The following is a 21,559-nucleotide window of genomic DNA, read 5'->3' as shown; positions in this document are numbered from 1 at the left end:
CGTCGACGACGACGACCTTAGGACTTCCGGGATCACCTCACCGGCATAACGGACAGAATACGGAAATTTAGGCCACTTACTCCTTTAGTTGACAGAGAAAATGCTCACACTCCGTGTCCGCCCCCGTCGGGAATGCATTCCTTCGGACACGTAGCGCGAGCACGGTTCGCCGTCACCGGCCCTGTCCGTGCTCCCGGATGTTCCTGCTCCGGTGCCCATTCTGCCTGAACTGTCTGACAGGCCATGTGCGCCATCACCGGGCTTCGCCGCTCTCATCACATGACCGTTACCGGCAGGTTTGTTGACCCAAGAGTTTTATGAAAGATGAGAGTTTCAGCCAATCTGGAAGCGGCCTTATATCGCAGGAGTGGCCGCTTGCAAAAGGTCCTTATGGCACTTTTTGCGAAACTCAAGGTCATCATCCCCGGAGGGTCCGCCGAACCGGCCGGAACACGGAGGTCAGGGAGAAGGGCGGACGGCGGTGGTGACGCGGAGGACGGTGTGGAGGGAGAAAGGGGCCTCGGGCAGGACGGCGTAGGCGGCGGCGCGGGCCTCGTCCAGGCGGTCGGCCGGGATCTGCTCCAGGAGGGCGCGTATGCCGTGGGACCAGAGCCAGTCCCAGAAGAGGGGCCTGCCGCTGAAGCGGGTCTCGACGGGGTGCTCGGTGATCTCGACGCCGGACCAGCCGGCGAGGAGCGAGGCGATCGAGGCCGGGTCGCGGAAGCGGTCGGCGGGACGTTCGCCCTCGGAGGGCCGGGCGAAGGGCGCGAGGGTCTTCACGACGGTCTGCAGGGCGGGGTCCTGGGCGCCGAAGGTGCTGAAGGCGAGCCGCCCTCCCGGCCGGAGGACGCGCCGGTAGGCGGACAGGGCGTCCTCGGGCGAGGGGAGGAAGAAGATGACGAGCCCGGCGAGGACGGCGTCGAACGCGCCGTCGGGATGATCCGGGGCGCCGGCGTCCCCGAGCCCCACGGTCACCCACGGCAGGTGGGCGGCGGCCGCGGCCGTCAGCGAGACCATCCCCTCGGCGAGGTCGGTCGCCACGACGGACCCGGACGGCCCGGTCGCCTCGGCCGCGGGGAACAGCACGTGCCCGCGCCCGCACCCGACGTCCAGCACCCGCATCCCCGACCGGATCCCGGCCCTTTCGACCAGCGCCCGTCCCATGGGCGTGAAGTACTCCACCCCGAGCTGCTCGTAGTTCGCTGCGGACCGGCTGAACACGTCCACCACGGGAGACCTACCCTCAAAAACGCTCATACAGGAGATTCTCGCACTCCGAGGCCCGTTGGTCCTGGAGCGATCACCCCCGAACCGGACGGGGCCGGTGACCCATGACCTGATCTTGGAGTTTCGGAGCGCTATCTCGCGAACGGGAGGGGTAGGAGGTGACGCGACCAAGACCGTCTGGCCTTCGGGAAAGGAAGCACGTGCTCCGTACTCTCCGTTTCGCAAGCGTCCTGGCCCTCGCTGTTCCGCTGACCATGCTCGGGGCGCCCGCCGCCGACGCCGGACCGCCGGGCGAGCCGGGGCCCGCGGCCGAGGAGTCGGCCGGCCGTCCTCCGGGCGGGGGGACCGTCACCAGGATCGACAACGGCGGGGTGCTGACCCGCAAGACCGCCGGGGGCAGGCAGCAGTTCGAGTACCACTTCGAGGTCTGGCAGCTGAGGGGAGGCCTCGACGCGGCGGGAACGAACACCGAGCTCTCGGCGGCGATGCAGGTTCCGCTCTCCGGGCCCGCCTCGCTGGGGGAGGCCAAGGGGTCGCTCAAGGAAGGGGTCGCCCTTCCGTTCGAGCTCAGTGTCGCCAAGGGCGACGCGCGCCTGTACCTCAAGAAGGAGAAGGAGGTCTGGGCCCACATCAAGGCCACCACTCCTTACGGGGTCTACGACCACGACGTGCACCTCTTCGACCTGGAGGGCACGACGGGCGCCGCCGAGGAGAAGGACGCCGCGGTCAAGGAGAAGACCGCGAGCACGCAGATAGTCCCGAGCAAGCAGGACGCGGCCGGCTCCTGACCGTCGCGTCCTCCACGGCCCGGCTCCCACCGCCTCGCGGTTCCTCTCACGTCGAACCCGGGTCGGTGCGGGGCCGGGCCTCCTCATGCCGGGTCCGGGGTCCGAACGGGCACCGCGGTGGCGGGCCGGCCGCGGCACGAAGCTTATGATCATGGTTATGACGCTGCTAGACCTCGATCCCGACCAGCTTCTCTCCACCACTCGCGCGGTGCGCAAACGGCTCGACTTCACAAGGGAGGTCCCCGAGGAGGCGATCCGGGAGTGCGTGGCGATGGCGCTGCAGGCGCCGTCGGGGTCGAACGTGGTGACCATGCGGTTCGTCGTGGTGCGGGACGCGGAGAAGCGGCGCGCGATCGGCGAGGTGTACGGGCAGGTCTATGCCGGGTACAAGGCCTCGCCGGCCTATCCGGGCAGGCCGACGGGCGACGCCGAGCGCGACCGCGTCCAGGCCCGGGTGGCGGCTTCGGCGGACCACTTGGGCGAGCACCTCGGGGAGGCCCCCGTGCTGGTGCTCGGCTGCAACGAGGGCACCGACCGCGCGTCGGCCAGAGCGGGGCTCGGCAACATCCTCCCGGGCATGTGGAGCTTCATGCTCGCCGCCCGCGCCCGTGGTCTCGGCACCGCCTGGACGTCGATGCACCTGGCCCGCGAGAAGGACATCGCCGACATCGTCGGGATCCCTTACGAGACCGTCGCCCAGGCCGTGCTGACCCCCCTCGCCTACACCAAGGGCACGGACTTCCGCCCGGCCCCGCGGCCCGAGCCCGACTCGGTGATCCACTGGGACACCTGGTGAGCACCGCCGGCCGGGCTCTTTCAGGTGGGATGGGCGCCGCGTTGCCGAACCTGGGGCGGGGCTAGATGATCTTTCGAGGCTTTCCCGGGTAGGAGCCGCCCCTGTCGGGTCGTTCGTTCTCGGGGGAGGAACTCCGCAGTGCTCCGTGCTCTTCGTCTCGCAGGCGTCTTCGTTCCAGCGACCCTGGCCGTCTCGGGTGTGGTGATCCCGGCCGCCCTTCCGGAGGAGGTCACCCCGGTCGAAGACGGCTACCTGTACCGGGACGTCGTCGACGGCAGGCAGGTCTTCGAGTACCACTACAAGTCCTGGAACCTGCAGGGGAACTTCAGCCCGAGGTCCCTCGCCACCGACTTCCGGGTGCGGATGGGACTCCCGGTGCTCGGCCCGGTCACCATGGGAACGGGCAAGGGCGATCTCAGGAACGGCGTCACCGTGAACTTCTCGCGTTCCGTGGCCAAGGGCAGCGCCCGCCTGTACCTCAAGGGCGGCCGGAAGGTGTGGGCCCACGTCAAGGCCGAGACGATCACTGGGAAGACCGACCACGACGTGCATCTCTTCGATCTGGAGAGAACTCCGAAGATCGCCCGCCGCTGACGCGCGCACCCCGCGCGTCCGAGTGACGTGGCCCTCGTTCGAGGGCGGCAACGCGATAAACAGGGCGATGCGGGTAGAGCGTAGCCATGTTCTTCTTCTTCTCCAGCAGGCTGGGATGTCTGGGTTCGATCCTTGTGAGCGTGATCGCCACGGTGATCCTGTATCTCGTACTGGTCCGTTGAGTCACCGGTTTCTGGTCCGACTTGGAGTAGCTATCGGCTGACTTGCTGCACAATGTCGGGGTCAGCGATCTTGGCTCTCCCCGAGGACTCCTGTGAACCCCCTCGCTCCACGTGATCCCCAGGAGATCGACGGCCACCGTCTGCTCGGCCGCCTCGGCGAGGGCGGACAGGGCGTCGTCTACCTGGCCGAGGCTCCCGACGGGCGGAAGGTCGCCGTCAAGGTGCTGCACGGCGGGCTCGACGGGGCCTTCAAGCGGGAGGTCTCCGCCGCGCGCAAGGTGGCGCCGTTCTGCACCGCGCAGGTCCTCGAGGTCGGCGACGACTACGTGGTCACCGAATTCATCGACGGGCCGTCCCTGCGCGACGCCGTCGAGGAGGACGGGCCGCTCGCCGGCGCGGCCCTGTACCGGCTGAGCGTGGGGACGGCCACCGCGCTCGCCGCGATCCACCAGGCGGGCATCGTCCACCGCGACTTCAAGCCCGGCAACGTCCTGCTCGGCCCCGACGGGCCCCGCGTCATCGACTTCGGCATCGCCCGGCACGCCGACGCGACCGCCTCGGTGAGCGGCTCGATCGTCGGCACGCCCAGCTACATGGCGCCCGAGCAGTTCTCGACGCGTTCCGTCACGTCCGCCGCGGACGTGTTCGCCTGGGCGGCCACGATCGCCTACGCCGCCAACGGGAACCCGCCGTACGGCCAGGACTCCATCCCGGCCGTCATGCACCGGCTCCTGACCGCCGAACCGGACCTCGGTCTGATCGACCAGCCCCTGCGCGGGCTCCTGGCACGCTGCCTCGCCAAGGAACCGGAAGCCCGCCCGTCCGCCCGCGACGTCCTCATCAGTCTGCTGGAGAACACCGGCCCGGGTGTCGACGCGCTCGCGCTGGGACGGGCGACGGCCGTCGAGGCTTCCCTCGACGACGACCGGACCGTCCGCTGGACGACCCTTCGGCTGACTCCGTACACCGAACCCGGCCGTCGGCGCCGCTCCCGGAAGCTTCCCTTCGTGGCGGCGGTGGCGGCGGGCGTCCTGGTCGCCGGGGGAGGCGGAATCGCCCTGGTCCAACTGTCCGGAGACCGCTCGACCGACTCCCTCGCCGCCTCCACCACGCCGGAGAGCAGTGCTGACTTCGCGAAGGCCGTCGAAACCGCGGTGGTCGGCGCCAAGACGGCGAACGTCAAAGTGGAGGGCGGACTCGAGAACAGTCTCGAACAGTTGGAAGCGGAGGGAAGACTCGACCACGGGAATGGCCGGAAGACCAATTACGACGTCTCGGTGAGCAACCCGGCCGCTCCCGATGAGAGCATCAACCCGCGCCGTTTGATGCTGATCGGGGACGAGGCGTACTCACAAGAGATCGGCTGGGGATCCAAGCAGGTCGGGGATTTCCTCTCTCACAAAGGCGACCCGTATCTGGACCTGCTGCTCCTGAACCGCTGGGTGAGTTCGCCGCAGAACCTCGTGGCGCTGCTCCGCAACACGACGTCCTTCACCCACACCAAGGACCAGGCCACCTGGACGTTGAGCGGTGAGGCCCAGGGCGCGTCTCTCGCCGAGGACCCGGCGGTCGGCGCCTTCTACGAGGGAACCGGCGGCTCCGGCCTGACGGTCAGTTTCACCATCCTGCTGTCCGCCGGGCATCTGCCCCGAAGCCTCGACCTCAACCTCCGGACCGCGGTGAACGGCGGAGAGACCTTCTACAAGTCCTTCTACAAGGTGGCCTACGACGGGTGGGGCACCAGCGGCACCATCGCCAAGCCGTACTGAGCCGTCAGTTCTGCGGTTGGGGGTTCTCCCGCAGCCACCGGTCGAACTTCGCCTTGAGCTTCAGGAACTCGTTGTAGGACGACGCGAATTCGGTGCGGCGTTCGGTCGGATTCACGGTGACGAAGTAGAGCCACTTCCCGTCGGCCGGGTTCATGGCGGCCTCGATGGCGGCGAGCCCGGGATTGGAGATCGGCCCCGGCGGCAGCCCCTTGTGCCGGTAGAGGTTGTAGGGCGAGTCGATTTCCTGGTGCCGTTCTCGCACGTCGATGGTGCGCTTCTGCCGGGCGTACAGCACGGACGGATCGAACTGGAGCGGCATGCCGATCTTCAACCGATTGTGGACGACCCGCGAGATCATCCGGCGGTCCTCGGGCCGCCCCGCCTCCGCGTCGATCAGACTGGCGACGGTGACGACCTCGGCCGGATCGAGCCCCAGCGCCTTCCCTTTGGTGAAGTCGACCTTCTGCGTCTCCCATTTGAACCGCTCGACCATCATGCCGAGCAGTTGACCGGCGGTGGCGTCCGGCGGAAGGTCGTAGCGTCCGGGGAAGAGGTACCCCTCCACCTTGCCTCCCGCGAATTCCGGAAGGCCGAGTGAAGCGGGATCGACCTTCTCGAACTCCTTGACCGGGATATCCGTCGCCTCCGACAACTGCGCGTAGATCTCCGAAGCCCACCGGCCTTCGGGAACGTGCACGACACCGATCCGGGACTTCGGATCGAGCAGAGCCGCGACGGCCTTCTCCGACGACATCCGCTTCCTCACCCGGTAGAACCCGGGCTGAAGCGTCCGGAGCTTCTCACCCGCCGCGATGGTGAACGCGTCGACGGACTTGACGACCCCCGCTTCCCGCAGCCTCCGCCCCACCGCCGCGGTGGAGTCGCCCTTCACCACCTCGACGGTGACGACTTCCGCGCCCTGCCCGGAGTAGTCCGGAGCGGGCATGTGCCCCCGCAGTTTGCTGTATCCGAAATAGCCGCCCCCGCCGATCACCGCGAGGAGGAAGAGCAGTGAGACCATGACGGCCAGTCCGCCGCGCCGCCCTTTGCGCTTGCGGCGGGAGGGCTCTTCTTCTTGCCACAGTCCCGGGTCGACGACCATCGCTTCTCCTGATCGGTCCGCTCAGCCCCCGGTGAGGCCGCGGCCGCCGTGCGACCGCCCGGTGGGGCCGGAGTCCAGAGCATGGAAAACGATGCTCTCGGTCACCCTCCCCGTCCTCCGCTCCGGTCACCGCTTCACGGGCGAGTCTTTGCCCGAAGCGTGCGTGCTGTTTCTGCGCCCCGTCCTCCGAGGGTGGACGTTCTTTTCAGGACCTCCCATAATCACCTGATCCTTTTCTTCCCCCGGAAGCAGGCGACATGAGATGGACTGCGGGTTTCCTTTTGGCCGCGGCGCTGGTGGCGGGGTGTTCGTCGGAGTCCCCGGCCCAGCCCGGCTTGAACGGCCTCGATGAGTTCCAGGAGTCGTTGACGAAGGAGAGCACGCCGGTCTCATTTCCCGACGCCTGCGAGCTGGTGGACGAACCGGGACTCCGGCTTCTGGAGGGGAACGCGCTCGCGATGAAGGACCGGTCGGAGAACGACCACAGCGTTTCCTGCGAGAAGTGGACGGAGCCCGAAGAGGGCGGGGTCTCCTCACTCACCGTCAGGGTGAGCGCCATTCCCCCGGTGAAGGAGGGCGAGACGGCCTACGAGGAGATCTTGAAGAGGATGGAGAAGAAGGAGTGCGAACGCCTTCCCGACATCAAGGACGTGGCGTGCTTTCAGCCGGCGAAGGTCGTCGACCGGTTGAGCGTCGGACGCGGCGTGTACCAGGCCGAGGTGATCTTCCGTTTCACCGGAGCGAACGAGAAGGAGAGCCGGCGGTTCGCGGAGAAGACGGCGGCGAAGGTCTCCCAGGCCCTGGCCCGCTGACCGTCCGGTTTCGGTCTTCACCGCGACCGGGCACGGCAGAGGCCGGACCCTGATGATCAAGCCCCGTCTCGTGTGACGGGGGGTGGCCGGTGCGGTGTCTCGGTAGAGTTGGGACACCGCTCGCTTGACTCCGGAAGGCCGAGATCTGCTGTGGCTGATTCGTTCGTTCACCTGCATGTTCACACCGAGTACTCGATGCTGGACGGTGCGGCGAAGATCGGGAAGATGGCCGATCGGGTGTCGCAGCTGGAGATGCCGGCGATCGCGATGTCCGACCACGGGAACATGTTCGGGTCGTACGAGTTCCACAAGAAGATCAAGGGCGCGGGGATCAAGCCGATCATCGGCATCGAGGGCTATGTCAGCCCGGCGTCCCGCTTCCACAAGAAGGCCGTCTTCTGGGGCGAGCCGCACCAGCGCAAGTTCAACGAGCAGACCGGCCTCGGCGGCGACGTGTCGGCGAGCGGCACCTACCTGCACAAGACCATGTGGGCCTACAACGCCCAGGGGCTGCGGAACCTCTTCAAGATCAGCTCGCTGGCGTCCCTCGAGGGCCACATGAAGAAGTACGCCCGCATGGACGACGAGCTGTTCGACGAATACCACGAGGGGATCATCGCCACCACCGGCTGCCCCTCCGGCGCGGTCCAGACCCGGTTGCGGCTCGGGCAGTTCGACAAGGCGCTGGAGCACGCCGCCAAGTACCAGGAGATCTTCGGCAAGGAGAACTACTTCCTGGAGCTGATGGACCACGGCGGCATCGCGATCGAGACCGCCGTCCGCTCCCAGCTGCTGGAGATCGGCAAGAAGCTCGGCATCCCGCCGCTGGTCACCAACGACTCCCACTACGTCACCGAGGACCAGGCCTCCGCGCACGACGCGCTGCTGTGCGTCGGCACCAACTCCCAGATCGCCAACCCCGACCGGTTCCGGTTCAGCGGCCAGGGCTACTACATCCGCTCCGCCGAGGAGATGCGCGAACTCGACCACGACGCGCTGTGGAAGGAGGGCTGCGACAACACCCTCCTGATCGCCGAGCGCGTCGAGTCCTACGACGAGGTCTTCGCCCACCGCGACCTCGCCGCCAAGTTCCCGGTCCCCGAGGGGGAGACCGAGATGACGTGGCTGCGCAAGGAGTGCCGGAGGGGGGCGGTCCAGCGGTACGGCGAGCCGGTGCCCGCCGAGGTGCAGGAGCGCATCGAGTACGAGCTGTCGGTCATCGAGGAGATGGGCTTCCCCGGCTACTTCCTCGTCGTCGCCGACATCTGCAAGTACGCCCGGGACAGCGGCATCTGGGTCGGGCCCGGCCGCGGGTCGGCCACCGGCTCCATGGTCGCCTACGTCACGGGGATCACCGAGCTCGACCCGATCGAGCACAGCCTGCTGTTCGAGCGGTTCCTGAACCCCGAACGCATCTCGATGCCCGACGTCGACCTGGACTTCGACGAGCGCCGGCGCGGTGACATGATCCGCTATGTCACCGAGAAGTACGGCGAGGACAACGTCAGCCTGATCATCACCTACATGACGATCAAGTCGAAGGCCGCCGTGAAGGACGCCGGACGCGTCCTCGGTTACCCCTTCGCCGTCGGGGAGAAGATCACCAAGGCGTTCCCGCCCGCCGTCATGGGCAAGGAGATCCCGCTCACCGGCATCTTCGACCCCAACCACGCCCGGTACGCCGAGGCGACGGAGCTGCGCAGGCTCTACGAGGAAGATCCGGACGTCAAGAAGGTCATCGACACGGCCCTCGGCCTGGAGGGACTGACCCGCGGCACCGGCGTGCACGCCGCCGGCGTCATCCTGTCGTCCCAGCCGCTGGTCGACGTCATGCCGATCTTCCAGCGGCCCGACGACGGCGCCCGCATCACCGGTTTCGACGGGCCCAGCTCGGAGGACATGGGCGCGCTCAAGATGGACTTCCTGGGCCTGCGCAACCTGACGGTCCTGGGCGACGCGGTCGAGAACGTCAAACTCAACCGCGGGGTCGAGCTCGACATGCTCAAGCTCGGTCTGGACGACAAGAAGACCTACGAGGTGCTCGCCCGCGGCGAGACGCTGGGGGTCTTCCAGCTCGACTCGACGATGATGAGGGACCTCACCAAGCTCATCGCCCCGACCCGGTTCGAGGACATCTCGTCGATCCTCGCGCTCGGCCGCCCCGGCCCGATGGGCGCCAACGCGCACGTCAACTACGCCCTGCGCAAGGAGGGCAAGCAGGCGATCACGCCGATCCACCCGGACCTGAAGGACGCCCTGGAGCCGATCCTCGGCACGACCTTCCACCTGGTCGTCTACCAGGAGCAGGTCATGGCCATCGCGCAGCAGCTGGCGGGCTACACGCTCGGCGGCGCCGACATCCTCCGTCGCGCGATGGGCAAGAAGAAGAAGGAGGAGATGGACAAGCAGTGGGCCACGTTCTCCTCCGGAATGGTCGACAACGGTTACACCGAAGAGATGGCCAAGGCCGTCTGGGACGTGCTGGAACCGTTCAGCTCCTACGGCTTCAACAAGTCGCACACCGCCGGATACGGGCTCGTCTCCTACTGGACCGCCTATCTCAAGGCCAACTACCCCGCCGAGTACATGGCGGCGCTGCTCACCTCGGTCGGCAACAACAAGGACCGCATGGCGATCTACCTCGCCGAGTGCCGCCGCATGAAGATCCGCGTCCTGCCGCCCTGCGTCAACGAGTCGAACCTGCGTTTCGCCGCCGTCGGAGACGACGTGCGCTTCGGTCTCGGCGCCGTCCAGAACGTCGGCGAGGGCCCCATCCACGGGATCATCTCCGCCCGCGAGGAGCACGGGAAGTTCAACGACTTCAACGACTTCCTCACCAAGGTCCCGGCGGTGGTCTGCAACAAGAGGACCATCGAGTCCCTCATCAAGGCGGGCGCGTTCGACGGCCTCGAGCACCCCCGCTTCGGGCTGCACCAGATCCACGAGCAGGCCATCGACTCGGTCATCGACGTCAAGAAGAAGGAGGCGATGGGGCAGGACTCCCTGTTCGGCGCCTTCGAGGACACCGACGCGGGCGACGACGCCTTCACCGTCGTGGTGCCGCCCATGGAATGGGACAAGAAGGTCAAGCTCGCGTTCGAGCGGGAGATGCTCGGCCTGTACGTGTCCGATCACCCCCTCAACGGGGCCGAACGCGTCCTGGAACGCAACCGCGACTACAGCATCGCCCAGATCCTCAACGGCGACGCCGACCGCGAACGCGGCGAGATCAGGATCGCCGGGATCATCTCCGGCGTCGACAAGAAGGTCACCAAGCAGGGCAACGTCTGGTCGATCCTCAAGATCGAGGACCATGACGGCTCGATCGAGGTGCCCTGCTTCCCCGCCACCTACCAGCTGTACGGCGACAACCTGGCGCCCGACCTCGTCGTCTCCGTCGCCGGCAAGATCCGGATCCGGGACAACGGCGAGGAGTCCAGCGTCAGCTTCAACGCCGTCGCCATCGAGTTCCTCGACATCTCCAACGTCCCGCAGGACGGCGGCCGCGAACCCATCACCATCGCGCTGCGCGAGGACCGGGTCGACCGGGCCCTCGTCGCCGAGCTGAAGCAGATGTTCCGCACCCACCGCGGCGACACCCCCGTCCACATCCTGCTGGAGAAGCTCAACCGCCGGAAGGTCCTCCTCAACCTCCCCGACTACAAGGTCGACCTGCGCAACGGCGCCTTCGCCGGCGACCTCAAGGTCCTCCTCGGCCCGACGGCCCTGGTCGAGCAGTGACCGCTTCCTGACGCGGGGGAAACGGCGAGCCCCCGGCACCGTGCGGGTGCCGGGGGCGTTGACCGACCCGAGGGCTACAGGTCGTAGAGCTTCAGGCCCACGTGGTCGACTATCCAGCGGCGGTCACGGGTGTCGAGGGCGAAATAGATCCTCCCGACCCGCGACGGGGCCACGTGGTCTTCCAGTTTGATGTGGTGGACCCGGCTGTACTGGTGTTCTCCGAACTCGAACTTGTCCAGTCCCTTGATCTTCAGGCCTTTGTCGATGGGGGAGTACCGCAGTCCGAACGTCGTCATCAGCCAGTCGTGGAGGCGTCCGTGTATGTCGCCGCCTCGCAGCCTCCACAGGGGCGCCGCCTCGGAGAGCCGTGTGAGTGCCCGGTACATGAGCTCCTCGTTCTGGTACTTGCACTTGATCCAGGATCTGGGGGCCGCCGAGGTGAAGACGAGCGCGCCGTCGGAGCGTTCTTCGAACCGACGGAACAGGCTCGGGGTCTCCTCGCGGCGGCCCCTGCGTCCGCCCACGTGTTTCGACGTTTCCATGTGTTGGGCTCCTCCGTTGGGGACGGACGCGCCCGCGATAGCGCGCGGGCGCGCTAACGGGTTCAGGGTAGTTCCGAGAAAGGCGAATTTCGAGAGATAGGCGGATGGGTAAGGAATCTGTCTACAAAGTGTCACGTGGAAAACGTGACTTCGGTGCCGAGGTTCGCCTTTTGCTGTCCCGCGTGGGATGTATCGGTTAATTTCACACGGGACGGTGAAAACAGAATGTGAAGAACAGAGCAAAGGCGGGGAATCAGTCCCGGGTATCGCCCTCGGCCATGTCGCCGCTCCCCGGCGCCGGGTCCGGTTCGCCGTCCCGGAACGACTCGGCGTCACGGCGCAGCTCCGGCGGGATCAGCTCCAGCAGCTGGTCCGGGCGCAGGGGCAGGTCGAGCAGGCTCAACTTGATCCTGTTCCGGCTGGCGTGCTCCTCCGTCGAGAACCGCACGACCTGCGCCGCCTCCAGGCGCATCGCGGCGGTCAGCAGGTCGCCGTGTCCGAGCTCGCCGACCGGGGCCCCGTCGACGTCGACCACGACGGACACGCTGTCCGCCGCCACGGTGAAGCGGACCCGGTCCTGCGCTCCCAGCACGACCGGCCGGCTGATGCCGGACATGGGAGCGACCGGGGTGATGACGACGGCGTCGGAGGAGGGCGACAGGATCGGGCCGCCCGCCGCGTAGTTGTAGGCGGTGGAGCCGGTCGGCGTCGAGACGACCACTGCGTCACTCCGGTAATAGCCGTACCGCAGGTCGTTGACCACCAGATCAACGGAAACCGCCCCGATGCGGTCCGGCCGGCCCAACACCACGTCATTGAAACCGAACCGAGTTCCGATCTCGGCGCCCGCGGCGTCCACCTCCAGGCATCCGTGCTGCTCGATGGTGAAGTCGCCGGCGGTGAGCCGCGCCAGCGCCAAGGGCAGCCGATCCGGGGTCACCTCGACGAGGAAACCGAGATTTCCGTAGTTGACCCCCAGAACCGGAACGGGCCGGTCGACCATCAACCGCATAGCGCCCAGCATCGTGCCGTCGCCCCCCAACGCCACGACGACGTCCACACCGGCCACGAACGCACGATCGGACACGAGGCCGACCCCTCCCGGCACCCGGTCCCGGTCGATCTCACGTGCCAGCACCCGCACGGCGCGACCGCGCACGAACTCGATGATCGTCTCGACCGACCGGTCCACCGGCTTCGTCGGATGAAGCACCAGACCGACCGTGCTCCCCCGATGCCCGGACGCCATACCCCACCCTAACCACCACCGGTCGAGCCATGCCTCCGCCACCTGCGGAGACATGGCTCGACCATGGACGTGAGGAGCACGTCGTCATGGGCTCCGTTTGAATGTCACAGTCGGATGACCGACACGAGAAGCGGGCGCGAACGACAGGCTGCGGGCGGAAGTGGTTCTCCTCCAGGTAGACGGCTTCCTTCCCCGAGGCCTCCGGTCGTTCCCGACCGGCCGCGGTCAGACCTGCAGGTGCGGCCAGGCGGCGGTGTCGCGGAGCAGCTGGCGGTCGTGGGTGGCCAGGACCACCGCCGCGTCCGTGGCGGCCAGGGCCTGGGTGAGTTCTTCGACCAAGGACATGGACACGTGGTTCGTCGGCTCGTCGAGCAGGATGACCTGGGGCCGGGCGGCCAGCAGGAGGGCCAGGTCGAGTCGGCGCCGCTGGCCGATCGACAGCTCGTTCACCGGGAGGTGCGCGGCCTCGGAAGGCAGCAGGCCGAGTCGGGCGAGGCCGATCCGGTCGCCTTCGGCGAGGGCGCCGGAGCTGATGAGGCGGCCCACGGCGGCGTCGTAGACCTCGAAGGCCCGCCGTCGTGACGGAGACGACGACTCCTGTGCCAGCAGGCCGATACGGACGCCCCGCTTGAGCTGCACGGTCCCCGAATCGGGTGTCAGGGTCTGTGCGAGCACGGCCAGGAGGGTCGACTTGCCGGAGCCGTTGGGGCCTGCCACCACGAGGCGGTCCCCCGAACGCAGGTGAACGGATCGGGGAGTTTCGAGCCTGCCGTCCACCCTGACCTCGTCGGCCCGCAGGAGCGTGACTCCCCGCGGTGCTTCCAGCGGCGGCATCTGGAAGCGCAGCGGGGGTTCGGGGACATCGAGTACGTGGGCTTCCAGGTCCTCCTGCCGCCGGTGGACGGCCCGTACCAGTGCGGGGGCACGGGTGGCGCGGGTGTGTTTGCCGGTTCCCTTGTCCGGCCGCCACCCTGTGGACAGGCGGTTCTGGGCGGCGGACAGGTCCTGCGCGAGGCGTTGGCGTTCGTTCTGCTGGTCGCGGTACGCGGTCTCCCAGCGTTCCCGCTCGGCGCGGCGGCCTTCGCGGTATCCGGTGTATCCGCCGCCGTAGGTGCGGGGGAGCCCGTCGCTGGTCGGGTCGAGGTCGAGCACGGACGTGACGACGTCCGCCAGCAGGGCGCGGTCGTGGCTGATCAGCACGACCCCGCCCGGGTGCTCACGCAGCCGGACGGTCAGATGGTCGAGGCCGCTCGCGTCGAGATGGTTGGTCGGCTCGTCCAGGAGCAGCAGGTCGTGCCCGGCGCCCAGCAGGCAGGCGAGCCGGACCCGGTAACGCTGCCCGACGGACAGGGCCCTCAGCGGACGGTCCCGGTCTGTGACCGCGCCGAGGGCGGCGAGTGAGATGTCGACGCGGCGGTCGGCGTCCCAGGCGCCGGTGGACTCCGCGGCCGCGAGCGCCGTGTCGTAGTCCCGCTCGGCGCCGGGGCGTCCCTCGGTGAGGGCGAGCGTCGCCGCCTCGAACGCGCGGAGCACGGCCCGCGCCTGCGCGAGCTCGACGTCGATCAGGTCGCCGACCGTGCGGTCGTCGCCGACCGGCATCTCCTGGTCGGCGATGCCGATGGTGCCGACCCGGTGGACGGAGCCGGAGTCGGGCGGCAGGGTTCCGGCGAGCACCTGCAGCAGCGTGGTCTTGCCGCGGCCGTTCTCGCCGACCACGCCCAGGCGGTCGCCGGGGGAGATGGTGAGGCTCACGCCGGTCAGGACGGGCCGGCCGCCGCGGGCGAGGCACACGTCGGTGGCGTTGAGATGGGCCCGCGCACGGGTGGGCAGGGAAATGCCGATGGACATGCTTCCTCCGAGGACCGGGCCCCCGCGCGCACCGACGTGGGGTGGGGAGGCCCGTGAAAGGTGAGAGACGACGTCAGGAACGTCCGGCCGCGCCCGGGCCCGTCGATCAGGGCAGAACCGGGTCAGCATCAGCGGCCGACGTCGTCATCCTCAGAGGAAGAAGAGGTATTGCATGTCACCAGGCTACCGAACGACCTCCAGGAGCCGCCACGGAATATCCCTCGGCCGGTCCCGGCTCTCCTGGTCTCGAATTCTCCGGCGTCCGCGCCGTCGATCACGATCGGCGGCGCGGACGGGAGGCCTGTGAGCGTGTTACGCGTCTACTTTGACCGGTGCGTCGATCTTCTGGGGGGTCGGGCGGTCCAAGCTCCCAGCGGTGCGGGCGTGCGTCGCGTACAGCGTGAGCCCCACGAACGTCAGGCCGCCGACGAGGTTGCCGGCCACGGTCGGGAGCTCGTTCCACACGAGGTAGTCCATGATCGAGAAGTCGCCGCCGAGCATCAGGCCGGACGGGAACAGGTACATGTTCAAGATCGAGTGCTCGAAGCCCATGTAGAAGAAGAGCATGACGGGCATCCACATGGCGATCACCTTGCCCGAGACGGACGTCGACATCATCGCGGCGACGACGCCGGTGGAGACCATCCAGTTGCACAGGACCGCCCGGACGAACAGGGTCAGCATCCCGGCGGCGCCGTGCTCGGCGTACCCGACCGTCCGGCCCTCGCCGATCGAGCCGATCTGCCGGCCGATCTCGTTCGGTTCCATGGAGAACCCGACGGTGAAGATCACGGCCATCATGACCGCGACGGTGAGCGCCCCGGCGAAGTTGCCGGTGAAGACCAGCCCCCAGTTGCGCAGGACCGACCGCGGCGTGACACCGGGCCGCCTGTCGATCAACGCGAGGGGGACGAGGGTGAAGACACCGGTCAGAAGGTCGAATCCCAGCAGGTACAGCAGGCAGAACCCGACCGGGAAGAGCACCGCGCCGAGCAGCGCCTCGCCCGTCTGCACGGTGACCGTGACCGCGAACGCCGCGGACAGCGCGAGAACCGCACCGGCCATGTACGCGCGGATCATCGTATCTCGGGTCGACATGAAGGCTTTGCTCTCACCTGCGTCGATCATCTTCTGCACGAACTCGGGCGGACTCACATAGGACACGAGGTCACTCCTCAGCCGTGGGAGCCCCGCAGGGCTCCGCGGACGCGCACCGGCATGCGGTGACTACGCATTTCACGGCGAGTCTGGACACCGAAGATTTCCGTTGTGTGACGCGGCCGGGAGCATTGAGTCACGTAGGTTTCACGCGGTCGGCGAGCCTCCGGTGAGACCGCCGACGGCGCCGCGCCTACAAAGATCACGTCCTTCTCGACGTCGTCCCGGGCCACTTGCGGGGCGATCGCATTCTCGGGAGAAGGAGCGGACTCGAACATCCGCCCGTCATAGTGACGATCCGCCGCCGGTCGGCGGCGTGGATGGAAGGCCTGCGGGTGCGGGTCGCATACAGGGCGAGCCCCACGGTCGTCGTCGGGTCAGCGCGGAACGAGTTTGATGGTGGCGACCCGGGATGCGGGATTGACGACGCCGTCGACGATGTCCTTGCTGTACCGGCGGTACTTGGCGCGGTAGACGTCGTCGATCTGCCCGTCCAAGGCGTGGTCGGCGTCGGCGAAGACCACGTCCTTCTCCACGCCGTCGGCCGAGACGTGGCCCTCGTGGCGGGTCTCGGCGCCTCGGTACCAGGCGCCGTCCGGGCCGTTCATGCAGCGGACGTACAGGTCGTCGCCGTTGCGGACCACCCACATGGTCACCGGGTCGCGCAGCGTGCCGTCGCGGCGGGAGGACTGGAGTCGCAGTTCCTCCGCGTCGCCGATCCTGGTGAGTTCGTCGTCTGTCCAAGCGGCCATCGGTTCGGCTCCTTCGTCGTTGTTCAGGTGCGTGACTCGGTCTGGCCGGAACCCTCGACGAGCTCCTTCAGCAGGGAGATCGCGTTCATGGCGTTGGGCCAGCCGGTGTAGAAGGCCAGATGGACGACGGCTTCGACCAGTTCGTCCTTGGTGAGCCCGTTGTCCAGGGCATGGCGCAGGTGGAAGCGGAGCTGGTCGGTGCGGTAGAGGGCGATCAGCGCCGAGACCGTGACGAGGCTCCTGTCCCGCCGAGACAGGCCGGGCCGCGCCCACACGTCCCCGAACAGCACGTCGTCGGTGAGCTGGACCAGCTTCGGCGCGAAATCGCCGATGGCCTTCTGCGCCGCGCTGGGCTCGGGCATTCCGTCCTCCTCGTGCGCCGGCTCCCGGACCGACCGCCGGAGAGCCATTCCTCTTGGAATCGTCACATGTCGTGATTTCTCTTCTGCGGTCGGTCGATTTCTGGCTGTTCTTTCGTATTGCCGGATCTGGGTTAAGGGCTGCCGGGTATGCCGCAAAGATTCGAACAAGTCTGGCGGGGGATCCGATCCGAGCCCGACGTATCGCGACAAATCTGCATGGCGTGAGGGGTCCGCTTCAGCGAAGCCCACTCGTTCCCGCCCGGAGGACGCCCACCAGGGCGACGCTCTCACGACGCCTGCGGCACCCCGGGAAGGGCAGGGCCCGCTCCGAGGTGCGAGCCCGGCCCGCCGGACCGGCTACTTCCCTCCGAAGACGAGGGCGGCCAGGAAGCCCGCGTACACGGCGAGGCTCGCGTAACCGATCGTGCGCGGCAGCCACCGAGGACCTCGGTCGGCGGCGGTGACGGCGAGCGCCGCCGTGAGCAGACCCCAGACCGCGGTGTGCCCGTACTCGAGGACGGCACCGCGCAGCCCCGGCGCCTCGTCGCCGACACCGTCGCCGATCGTCGCGAACACGACCGTCACCACCGCGGCCGCGACGGCGCCGAGCCCCGCGGCCATCCGAACGGTACGTCCCTGCGCCCTTCGGATCTCCACGTGCCCGCCTCCCCTTCCACACCGCGCGGAACCACGCGAAGACCTGCCCGCCTACGCGAGCAGAGCGTGGAAAGCCTAATCCCCGGAGGCGAACCGGTTCCTCAGAGACCGGAAAGGCCGCACGGCCTTGGAGATGACGACCAGCAGGCCGGCGAGGACGAGGGTGAGCAGCGCGGTGGCCGCCGGATCGTAGTGCGCGCCGGAACCCGTCAGCAGCGACCAGGCGACGTTGTAGGAGGCGTGACACACGATGACCACCGGCACGCTCGCACCCGCGCGGTCGTACGACCCCACCAGAAGGATCCGGAATCCGACTGTGAAGAGGCACTGCCAGAGAATCCAGGACGGCCCGTGGCCCGCCTGCCAGTACGGAATGATGTGCCACACGGCCCAGACGACCCCCAAGAGGACCCCGGCACCCCAGACGCCGTAACGCCGTTGCAGAGACGCTGTGGCGTAGCCCGTCCAGCCCAGTTCCTCCCCCGTCGCGCTCACCAGGTAGACGACGGCCAGCGGCACCAGCAGAGACCATTGGACAGAGTCCGGTGCGGCCGGTCCGCCCTGTGGGGAGAGCAGGTGGGCCGTGACGACGATCAGCGGCATCAGCAGCACCGCGACCGCATACCAGGCCGCCCCGCCGCCCGCCCTGAGAGCGAGCGTGGAGCCGAGCCACTGCCGCAGCCCGCGCGCTCCCACACGCCGGTAGACCAGGAACGCCGCAGCCAGCCCAGGGCAGACGAACATCAACGCGCTGGCGGGCAGCGTGCCGTCCCCCGTCCCCGCCAGCGCACCCAGCAAAGGCCCCGCCAGGTAGAACACCACGCTCATGGCGACGACCAGCGCCACGAACACCGCCACCGAGCGCCCACCCGAACCTTGCGAGGACATCTTTGCTTCTTCGCGCACGCCCTCACCGTAATAGCCGCCCCGCAAGCAGGGCGGCGAGACGAATCCGGCGGACAACCGGGCGGTATTCACCGCGCACGCACGTGCCGAGCGGAAATTGTGCCTAGCGGATACCGCCGACGAATCCCGGATTTCACCACGACGCGTCACCGCTCCGTCTTCCGCTGCCCTCGAAATCCGATGGGAGGTCAGGCGGAGACGTCGGTGACCGAGAAGTCCACCAGCGCCCCGCGATCGGCGCCGCGGGCCGCGCGTACCCGCTCGGCCAGGACGAGGACCTCCACTCCGGGATGTACCGCGCTGCTACACGACTTCGGTGAAGGGGCGCTCGCGCGGCCGGTAGCGGCCAACCTCACGTGAAGAGTCAGAGATGCCGAGTGAATTCTTTTCACTCTCCAGGAAGAAGCGGAACGAAACTCAGAGTGGTGTCCCCTGTCGGATAAGCGACTTGTTCGCTGAGCAGGAAGGAAAAGGAAAGAAGACGGCTCTCGCTGATGATCGCCATGATGATGCTTTTCCCCTGCTCCTGTGAGGAGAGACGCCCGTATGAGTGGTGACACCTTGTTCGAAAGGCTGCTCAACGGAGACCCGAGCCCGGCACCCTCTCCCCGGCCCGGCCACCCTCCTCTGGCTCCCGTTCGCCCGCCAAGCGGTATCGGGGGGGCCGGCGAGGTGAGTTTCTCGGACCTGGACAGCTTGAACCAGGCGGCCCAGGCCGCAGAGGACGTCTCATCATCGGTTCGCGAGAAGCTGCCGAAGCCGATCCGCACCGCGGACACCGCGAGCAGGGCACTTGACGGGTTTCTGTCGGGGCCCGCCATGGACAAGATGGCAGGCGAGTGGAACGGCTCACTCAAAGTCCTCAGCGACTCAGTGGAAGCGCTGTCCCCGAAGTTCACCAGAACCGTGAGGGCGTACAGGAAGAGCGAGAGCGACAGCGTCAGGGCCATCAATGCCATCTGGAAGGTCGGCGGCTGACGATGGTGACCTTCGCCCAGTTGCGTGATGTGGACCTGGAGCCGCTCGCTACCACGGCCGGAGTGTGGGAGAGGTTCGCCCAAGCCCTCAAAGACGCCCAGAAACAGTACGACACCAACGTCGTCGCCAAGACGGACGAAGCCGGCTGGAAAGGGTTGGCCGCGGACGCCGCCAGGAAGGAGATCTCCAGGCCGGCGACCCGACTGGAACTGGCGGCGGCGCAGGCGGGAAGCGTCGCGGGCTTCATGCGGGGCGGATACGACGAGCTGCGAGCCGCCAAACAACGGTTGAAGGACGCCCTCTCCGACGCCTCTGCGATCCGCCTGCGGATAGGGGACGACGGTGCCCTTCACTTCCCCGAACCCCGGGCGGAGGACGCCCTCGATCCCGCGCACATGGTGGAGTCGATACAGCTCAGGCAGCAAGCCTCCAAAATCCATGACCGGTTCGAGGAAGCCGTACGGCTCGCCACCACCGCAGACGAGAGACTGGCCGGCGGCCTGTCCCGCCTCGGCGCCGACAACCTCGAAGGGCGCACCGACCTCGCCAAGTCACTGGCTGACACGCTCGCGAACTTCGGCGACCACCCCGTGAACCTGCCGCCGGGACTGGTGGAGCTCGCCCGGCAGCTGGCGCGTCGGCACGGCATCTCCGACCGCCTCATGCTGATGACCCTCTGGCAGGAACAGCAGTGGTATCAGAACCACGGCGGCTATGGGCCCTTTTCTACGCTCACGGAGAAATTTGGAAACGAATTCAATAAGAATTACCAGAAATATCGCGACGAAACAAAATCGATGGGCATTTCCCATATGAAGGCCGAGACCGCGCGTGACATCGTCACACAACACGGGATGGCCGATTCGAACGGACGGCCGTACAGCTCCTACAACGACCAGGAGCTCGCCGAGAGGATCGAGGACGATCCCCAGTTCGCTCTCGACCTCACCGCACGGTATCTCGCCGACATTCAGAACGAGGACGAAGAACAGCCGTGGAGTGATAAGCAGACCTTCCTCCTGTATGCGGTCGGCGACGATGAGGGCACTCGAGAAGCGAACCGCCAGTACGGAGACTCCACCGAGGACCGGAAGCACGATATTCGCCTCCGTGCCGAGAACTGGGATCGTGTGGCACCGGTGATCGACGTCCAGCAGGACTGGGAAAGACTCAGTCCTGAGGACCGGCAGCGCGCGTTGGACTCTCTCGGCTCCTCAGGGCGGGGCGACTCCCTGAACCTTCCCTATGCTCAACCCCATGCCCCCTCTCCGCAACCGGGACCGAGCCCGCGCCCTTCAGGGGGATGAGCGCCGCACCCCGACCCCTCACCTCAGAAAGCCGACCGTTGAACATTCCCCTCAAGCGGCTGATCATCGTTTCGACAGCGGCCATGATGATCGGAATAGGCGTACTCGCATACTCTCCGTATCATCGGCACAATCGGCAGGCGGCCGAGTTCACCAGAGATCTCGGGAATTCCCTGACCGCAGACGGTGAGATGCGGGTCGTCGAGGACGGTCATCGGGTCGACAATCTGGGAGCGGCAGGGGGCTACTGCTATTTCGTCGCGGACCTGACCTTCAGTACCTTCCTGCCCTTCTCCGCCGCGGAGAAGAAGATTGATGCTCTCCTCGACCAGGATCTCGACGGCTACAGGATGCCCTCGATCACCGACGAGGGACACCGCGAGGGCCGGAACATCGTCAGGCTCGTGGTCAGCCGAGTAGGCGAAGGCGGTTCCATGGACCTGCGCTGCGGTTGAGCTTCCGGAGACCTCGGCGGGGTCGACCAGGCCGGGGCGTCGGAGTGCATGGGGCGCGTCGCGCGGGAGTTCAAGGGTGCCACCTCGCTCAAGTCGGCGTTCGGTTTCCTCGGCCGAGACCGAGGCGAACTACAACGAACTGATGGACCGGATCCAGAGCCGGCTCGGCAGGCTTCAGAGTCGCCTCAACGATTTCATCTCCGGTATTGCTAAGACCGTGTCCTACGTGGATTTTCGGGTGATCTACGGCGATGATCCTGAACCGTGCTGATGTCGAGTCTGGGTCTGCGGCTGGTGCCCGATGAGCTGTGGGAGTTGTGGGAGCCGCTGGTGC

At 67.4% G+C, this 21,559-nt stretch carries 20 protein-coding genes; 10 read left to right on the top strand and 10 right to left on the bottom strand.

Going from position 1 to position 21,559, the window contains the following annotated elements; translation table 11 throughout:
* Positions 1-459: 459 nt before the first annotated feature.
* Complete coding sequence (locus tag ABD327_RS36975; RefSeq protein ID WP_344458343.1) at positions 460-1,257, bottom strand: class I SAM-dependent methyltransferase; 798 nt, start codon at positions 1,255-1,257, stop codon at positions 460-462.
* Positions 1,258-1,427: 170 nt separating this feature from the next.
* On the opposite strand from ABD327_RS36975, the gene ABD327_RS36970 reads away from it, so the two are divergent.
* The 4 genes from ABD327_RS36970 (at position 1,428) to ABD327_RS36955 (ending at position 5,356) form a co-directional block, all read left to right on the top strand.
* Entirely contained in the window at positions 1,428-2,015 is a 588-nt protein-coding gene (locus tag ABD327_RS36970) for a hypothetical protein (RefSeq protein ID WP_344458340.1), read from the top strand.
* Between the two features lie 157 nt (positions 2,016-2,172).
* On the top strand, positions 2,173-2,811 hold the full coding sequence (locus tag ABD327_RS36965) for a nitroreductase family protein (RefSeq protein ID WP_344458336.1): 639 nt from the start codon (positions 2,173-2,175) through the stop codon (positions 2,809-2,811).
* A gap of 138 nt (positions 2,812-2,949) precedes the next feature.
* Positions 2,950-3,405: a hypothetical protein gene (locus tag ABD327_RS36960; RefSeq protein WP_344458333.1), complete on the top strand. Its 456-nt coding sequence runs from the start codon at positions 2,950-2,952 to the stop codon at positions 3,403-3,405.
* Between the two features lie 274 nt (positions 3,406-3,679).
* A complete protein-coding gene (locus ABD327_RS36955; protein WP_344458330.1) occupies positions 3,680-5,356 on the top strand; it encodes a serine/threonine-protein kinase in 1,677 nt (558 codons plus the stop codon).
* A gap of 4 nt (positions 5,357-5,360) precedes the next feature.
* Here the strand turns inward: ABD327_RS36955 and mltG are convergent, their stop codons facing one another.
* Positions 5,361-6,458: an endolytic transglycosylase MltG gene (gene mltG, locus ABD327_RS36950; protein ID WP_344458328.1), complete on the bottom strand. Its 1,098-nt coding sequence runs from the start codon at positions 6,456-6,458 to the stop codon at positions 5,361-5,363.
* A 257-nt stretch (positions 6,459-6,715) separates the two neighbouring features.
* Between mltG and ABD327_RS36945 the strand changes: the two genes are divergently transcribed.
* Together ABD327_RS36945 and dnaE are read left to right on the top strand one after the other, a co-directional pair.
* Positions 6,716-7,270, top strand: coding sequence for a hypothetical protein (locus ABD327_RS36945; RefSeq protein ID WP_344458325.1), 555 nt, complete (start codon positions 6,716-6,718; stop codon positions 7,268-7,270).
* Positions 7,271-7,420: 150 nt separating this feature from the next.
* Positions 7,421-11,011: a DNA polymerase III subunit alpha gene (dnaE, locus tag ABD327_RS36940; protein ID WP_344458322.1), complete on the top strand. Its 3,591-nt coding sequence runs from the start codon at positions 7,421-7,423 to the stop codon at positions 11,009-11,011.
* A gap of 74 nt (positions 11,012-11,085) precedes the next feature.
* Here the strand turns inward: dnaE and ABD327_RS36935 are convergent, their stop codons facing one another.
* The 8 genes from ABD327_RS36935 to ABD327_RS36900 form a co-directional block, all read right to left on the bottom strand.
* Positions 11,086-11,553: a hypothetical protein gene (locus ABD327_RS36935; protein WP_344458319.1), complete on the bottom strand. Its 468-nt coding sequence runs from the start codon at positions 11,551-11,553 to the stop codon at positions 11,086-11,088.
* 253 nt (positions 11,554-11,806) lie between these two features.
* Entirely contained in the window at positions 11,807-12,766 is a 960-nt protein-coding gene (locus ABD327_RS36930) for an NAD(+)/NADH kinase (protein WP_344458317.1), read from the bottom strand.
* A 261-nt stretch (positions 12,767-13,027) separates the two neighbouring features.
* A complete protein-coding gene (locus ABD327_RS36925; protein ID WP_344458315.1) occupies positions 13,028-14,650 on the bottom strand; it encodes an ABC-F family ATP-binding cassette domain-containing protein in 1,623 nt (540 codons plus the stop codon).
* Positions 14,651-14,962: 312 nt separating this feature from the next.
* Complete coding sequence (locus tag ABD327_RS36920) at positions 14,963-15,814, bottom strand: formate/nitrite transporter family protein (protein ID WP_344458312.1); 852 nt, start codon at positions 15,812-15,814, stop codon at positions 14,963-14,965.
* 371 nt (positions 15,815-16,185) lie between these two features.
* On the bottom strand, positions 16,186-16,560 hold the full coding sequence (locus ABD327_RS36915; RefSeq protein WP_344458309.1) for a DUF2255 family protein: 375 nt from the start codon (positions 16,558-16,560) through the stop codon (positions 16,186-16,188).
* 23 nt (positions 16,561-16,583) lie between these two features.
* The gene (locus ABD327_RS36910) at positions 16,584-16,922 is read right to left on the bottom strand and encodes a carboxymuconolactone decarboxylase family protein (RefSeq protein ID WP_344458307.1); all 339 of its coding nucleotides are present in this window, start codon (positions 16,920-16,922) and stop codon (positions 16,584-16,586) included.
* 357 nt (positions 16,923-17,279) lie between these two features.
* Complete coding sequence (locus ABD327_RS36905) at positions 17,280-17,579, bottom strand: hypothetical protein (protein WP_344458304.1); 300 nt, start codon at positions 17,577-17,579, stop codon at positions 17,280-17,282.
* A 75-nt stretch (positions 17,580-17,654) separates the two neighbouring features.
* Entirely contained in the window at positions 17,655-18,467 is an 813-nt protein-coding gene (locus ABD327_RS36900; protein WP_344458301.1) for a CPBP family intramembrane glutamic endopeptidase, read from the bottom strand.
* 564 nt (positions 18,468-19,031) lie between these two features.
* Between ABD327_RS36900 and ABD327_RS36895 the strand changes: the two genes are divergently transcribed.
* From ABD327_RS36895 to ABD327_RS36880, 4 genes are all read left to right on the top strand, one after another.
* Positions 19,032-19,463, top strand: coding sequence for a hypothetical protein (locus ABD327_RS36895; RefSeq protein ID WP_344458299.1), 432 nt, complete (start codon positions 19,032-19,034; stop codon positions 19,461-19,463).
* Positions 19,464-19,465: 2 nt separating this feature from the next.
* Positions 19,466-20,770 (top strand): hypothetical protein, encoded by a 1,305-nt coding sequence (locus ABD327_RS36890; RefSeq protein ID WP_344458297.1) that lies wholly within the window; start codon positions 19,466-19,468, stop codon positions 20,768-20,770.
* A 38-nt stretch (positions 20,771-20,808) separates the two neighbouring features.
* Positions 20,809-21,225, top strand: coding sequence for a hypothetical protein (locus tag ABD327_RS36885; protein WP_344458295.1), 417 nt, complete (start codon positions 20,809-20,811; stop codon positions 21,223-21,225).
* A 142-nt stretch (positions 21,226-21,367) separates the two neighbouring features.
* The gene (locus ABD327_RS36880) at positions 21,368-21,496 is read left to right on the top strand and encodes a hypothetical protein (RefSeq protein WP_344458293.1); all 129 of its coding nucleotides are present in this window, start codon (positions 21,368-21,370) and stop codon (positions 21,494-21,496) included.
* The last annotated feature ends 63 nt before the right edge of the window (positions 21,497-21,559 follow it).

Origin of the sequence: Actinocorallia aurantiaca, from assembly GCF_039533685.1 — a bacterium.
In the GTDB taxonomy this organism is placed as follows: Bacteria; Actinomycetota; Actinomycetes; order Streptosporangiales; family Streptosporangiaceae; genus Actinocorallia; species Actinocorallia aurantiaca.
The sequence above is the reverse complement of the archived record's forward strand: the minus strand, read 5'-3'. Positions and strand labels throughout refer to the sequence as shown.

What these genes read in the sequence shown, in the direction of transcription:
- ABD327_RS36910 (WP_344458307.1), bottom strand. Translation starts at nt 16,922, where the DNA reads ATGCCCGAGCCCAGCGCGGCGCAGAAGGCCATCGGCGATTTCGCGCCG.
- ABD327_RS36890 (WP_344458297.1), top strand. Translation starts at nt 19,466, where the DNA reads ATGGTGACCTTCGCCCAGTTGCGTGATGTGGACCTGGAGCCGCTCGCT.
- ABD327_RS36925 (WP_344458315.1), bottom strand. Translation starts at nt 14,650, where the DNA reads ATGTCCATCGGCATTTCCCTGCCCACCCGTGCGCGGGCCCATCTCAAC.
- ABD327_RS36945 (WP_344458325.1), top strand. Translation starts at nt 6,716, where the DNA reads ATGAGATGGACTGCGGGTTTCCTTTTGGCCGCGGCGCTGGTGGCGGGG.
- ABD327_RS36975 (WP_344458343.1), bottom strand. Translation starts at nt 1,257, where the DNA reads ATGAGCGTTTTTGAGGGTAGGTCTCCCGTGGTGGACGTGTTCAGCCGG.
- ABD327_RS36965 (WP_344458336.1), top strand. Translation starts at nt 2,173, where the DNA reads ATGACGCTGCTAGACCTCGATCCCGACCAGCTTCTCTCCACCACTCGC.
- ABD327_RS36915 (WP_344458309.1), bottom strand. Translation starts at nt 16,560, where the DNA reads ATGGCCGCTTGGACAGACGACGAACTCACCAGGATCGGCGACGCGGAG.
- ABD327_RS36935 (WP_344458319.1), bottom strand. Translation starts at nt 11,553, where the DNA reads ATGGAAACGTCGAAACACGTGGGCGGACGCAGGGGCCGCCGCGAGGAG.
- mltG (WP_344458328.1), bottom strand. Translation starts at nt 6,458, where the DNA reads ATGGTCGTCGACCCGGGACTGTGGCAAGAAGAAGAGCCCTCCCGCCGC.
- ABD327_RS36895 (WP_344458299.1), top strand. Translation starts at nt 19,032, where the DNA reads ATGAGTGGTGACACCTTGTTCGAAAGGCTGCTCAACGGAGACCCGAGC.
- ABD327_RS36900 (WP_344458301.1), bottom strand. Translation starts at nt 18,467, where the DNA reads ATGTCCTCGCAAGGTTCGGGTGGGCGCTCGGTGGCGGTGTTCGTGGCG.
- ABD327_RS36880 (WP_344458293.1), top strand. Translation starts at nt 21,368, where the DNA reads ATGGACCGGATCCAGAGCCGGCTCGGCAGGCTTCAGAGTCGCCTCAAC.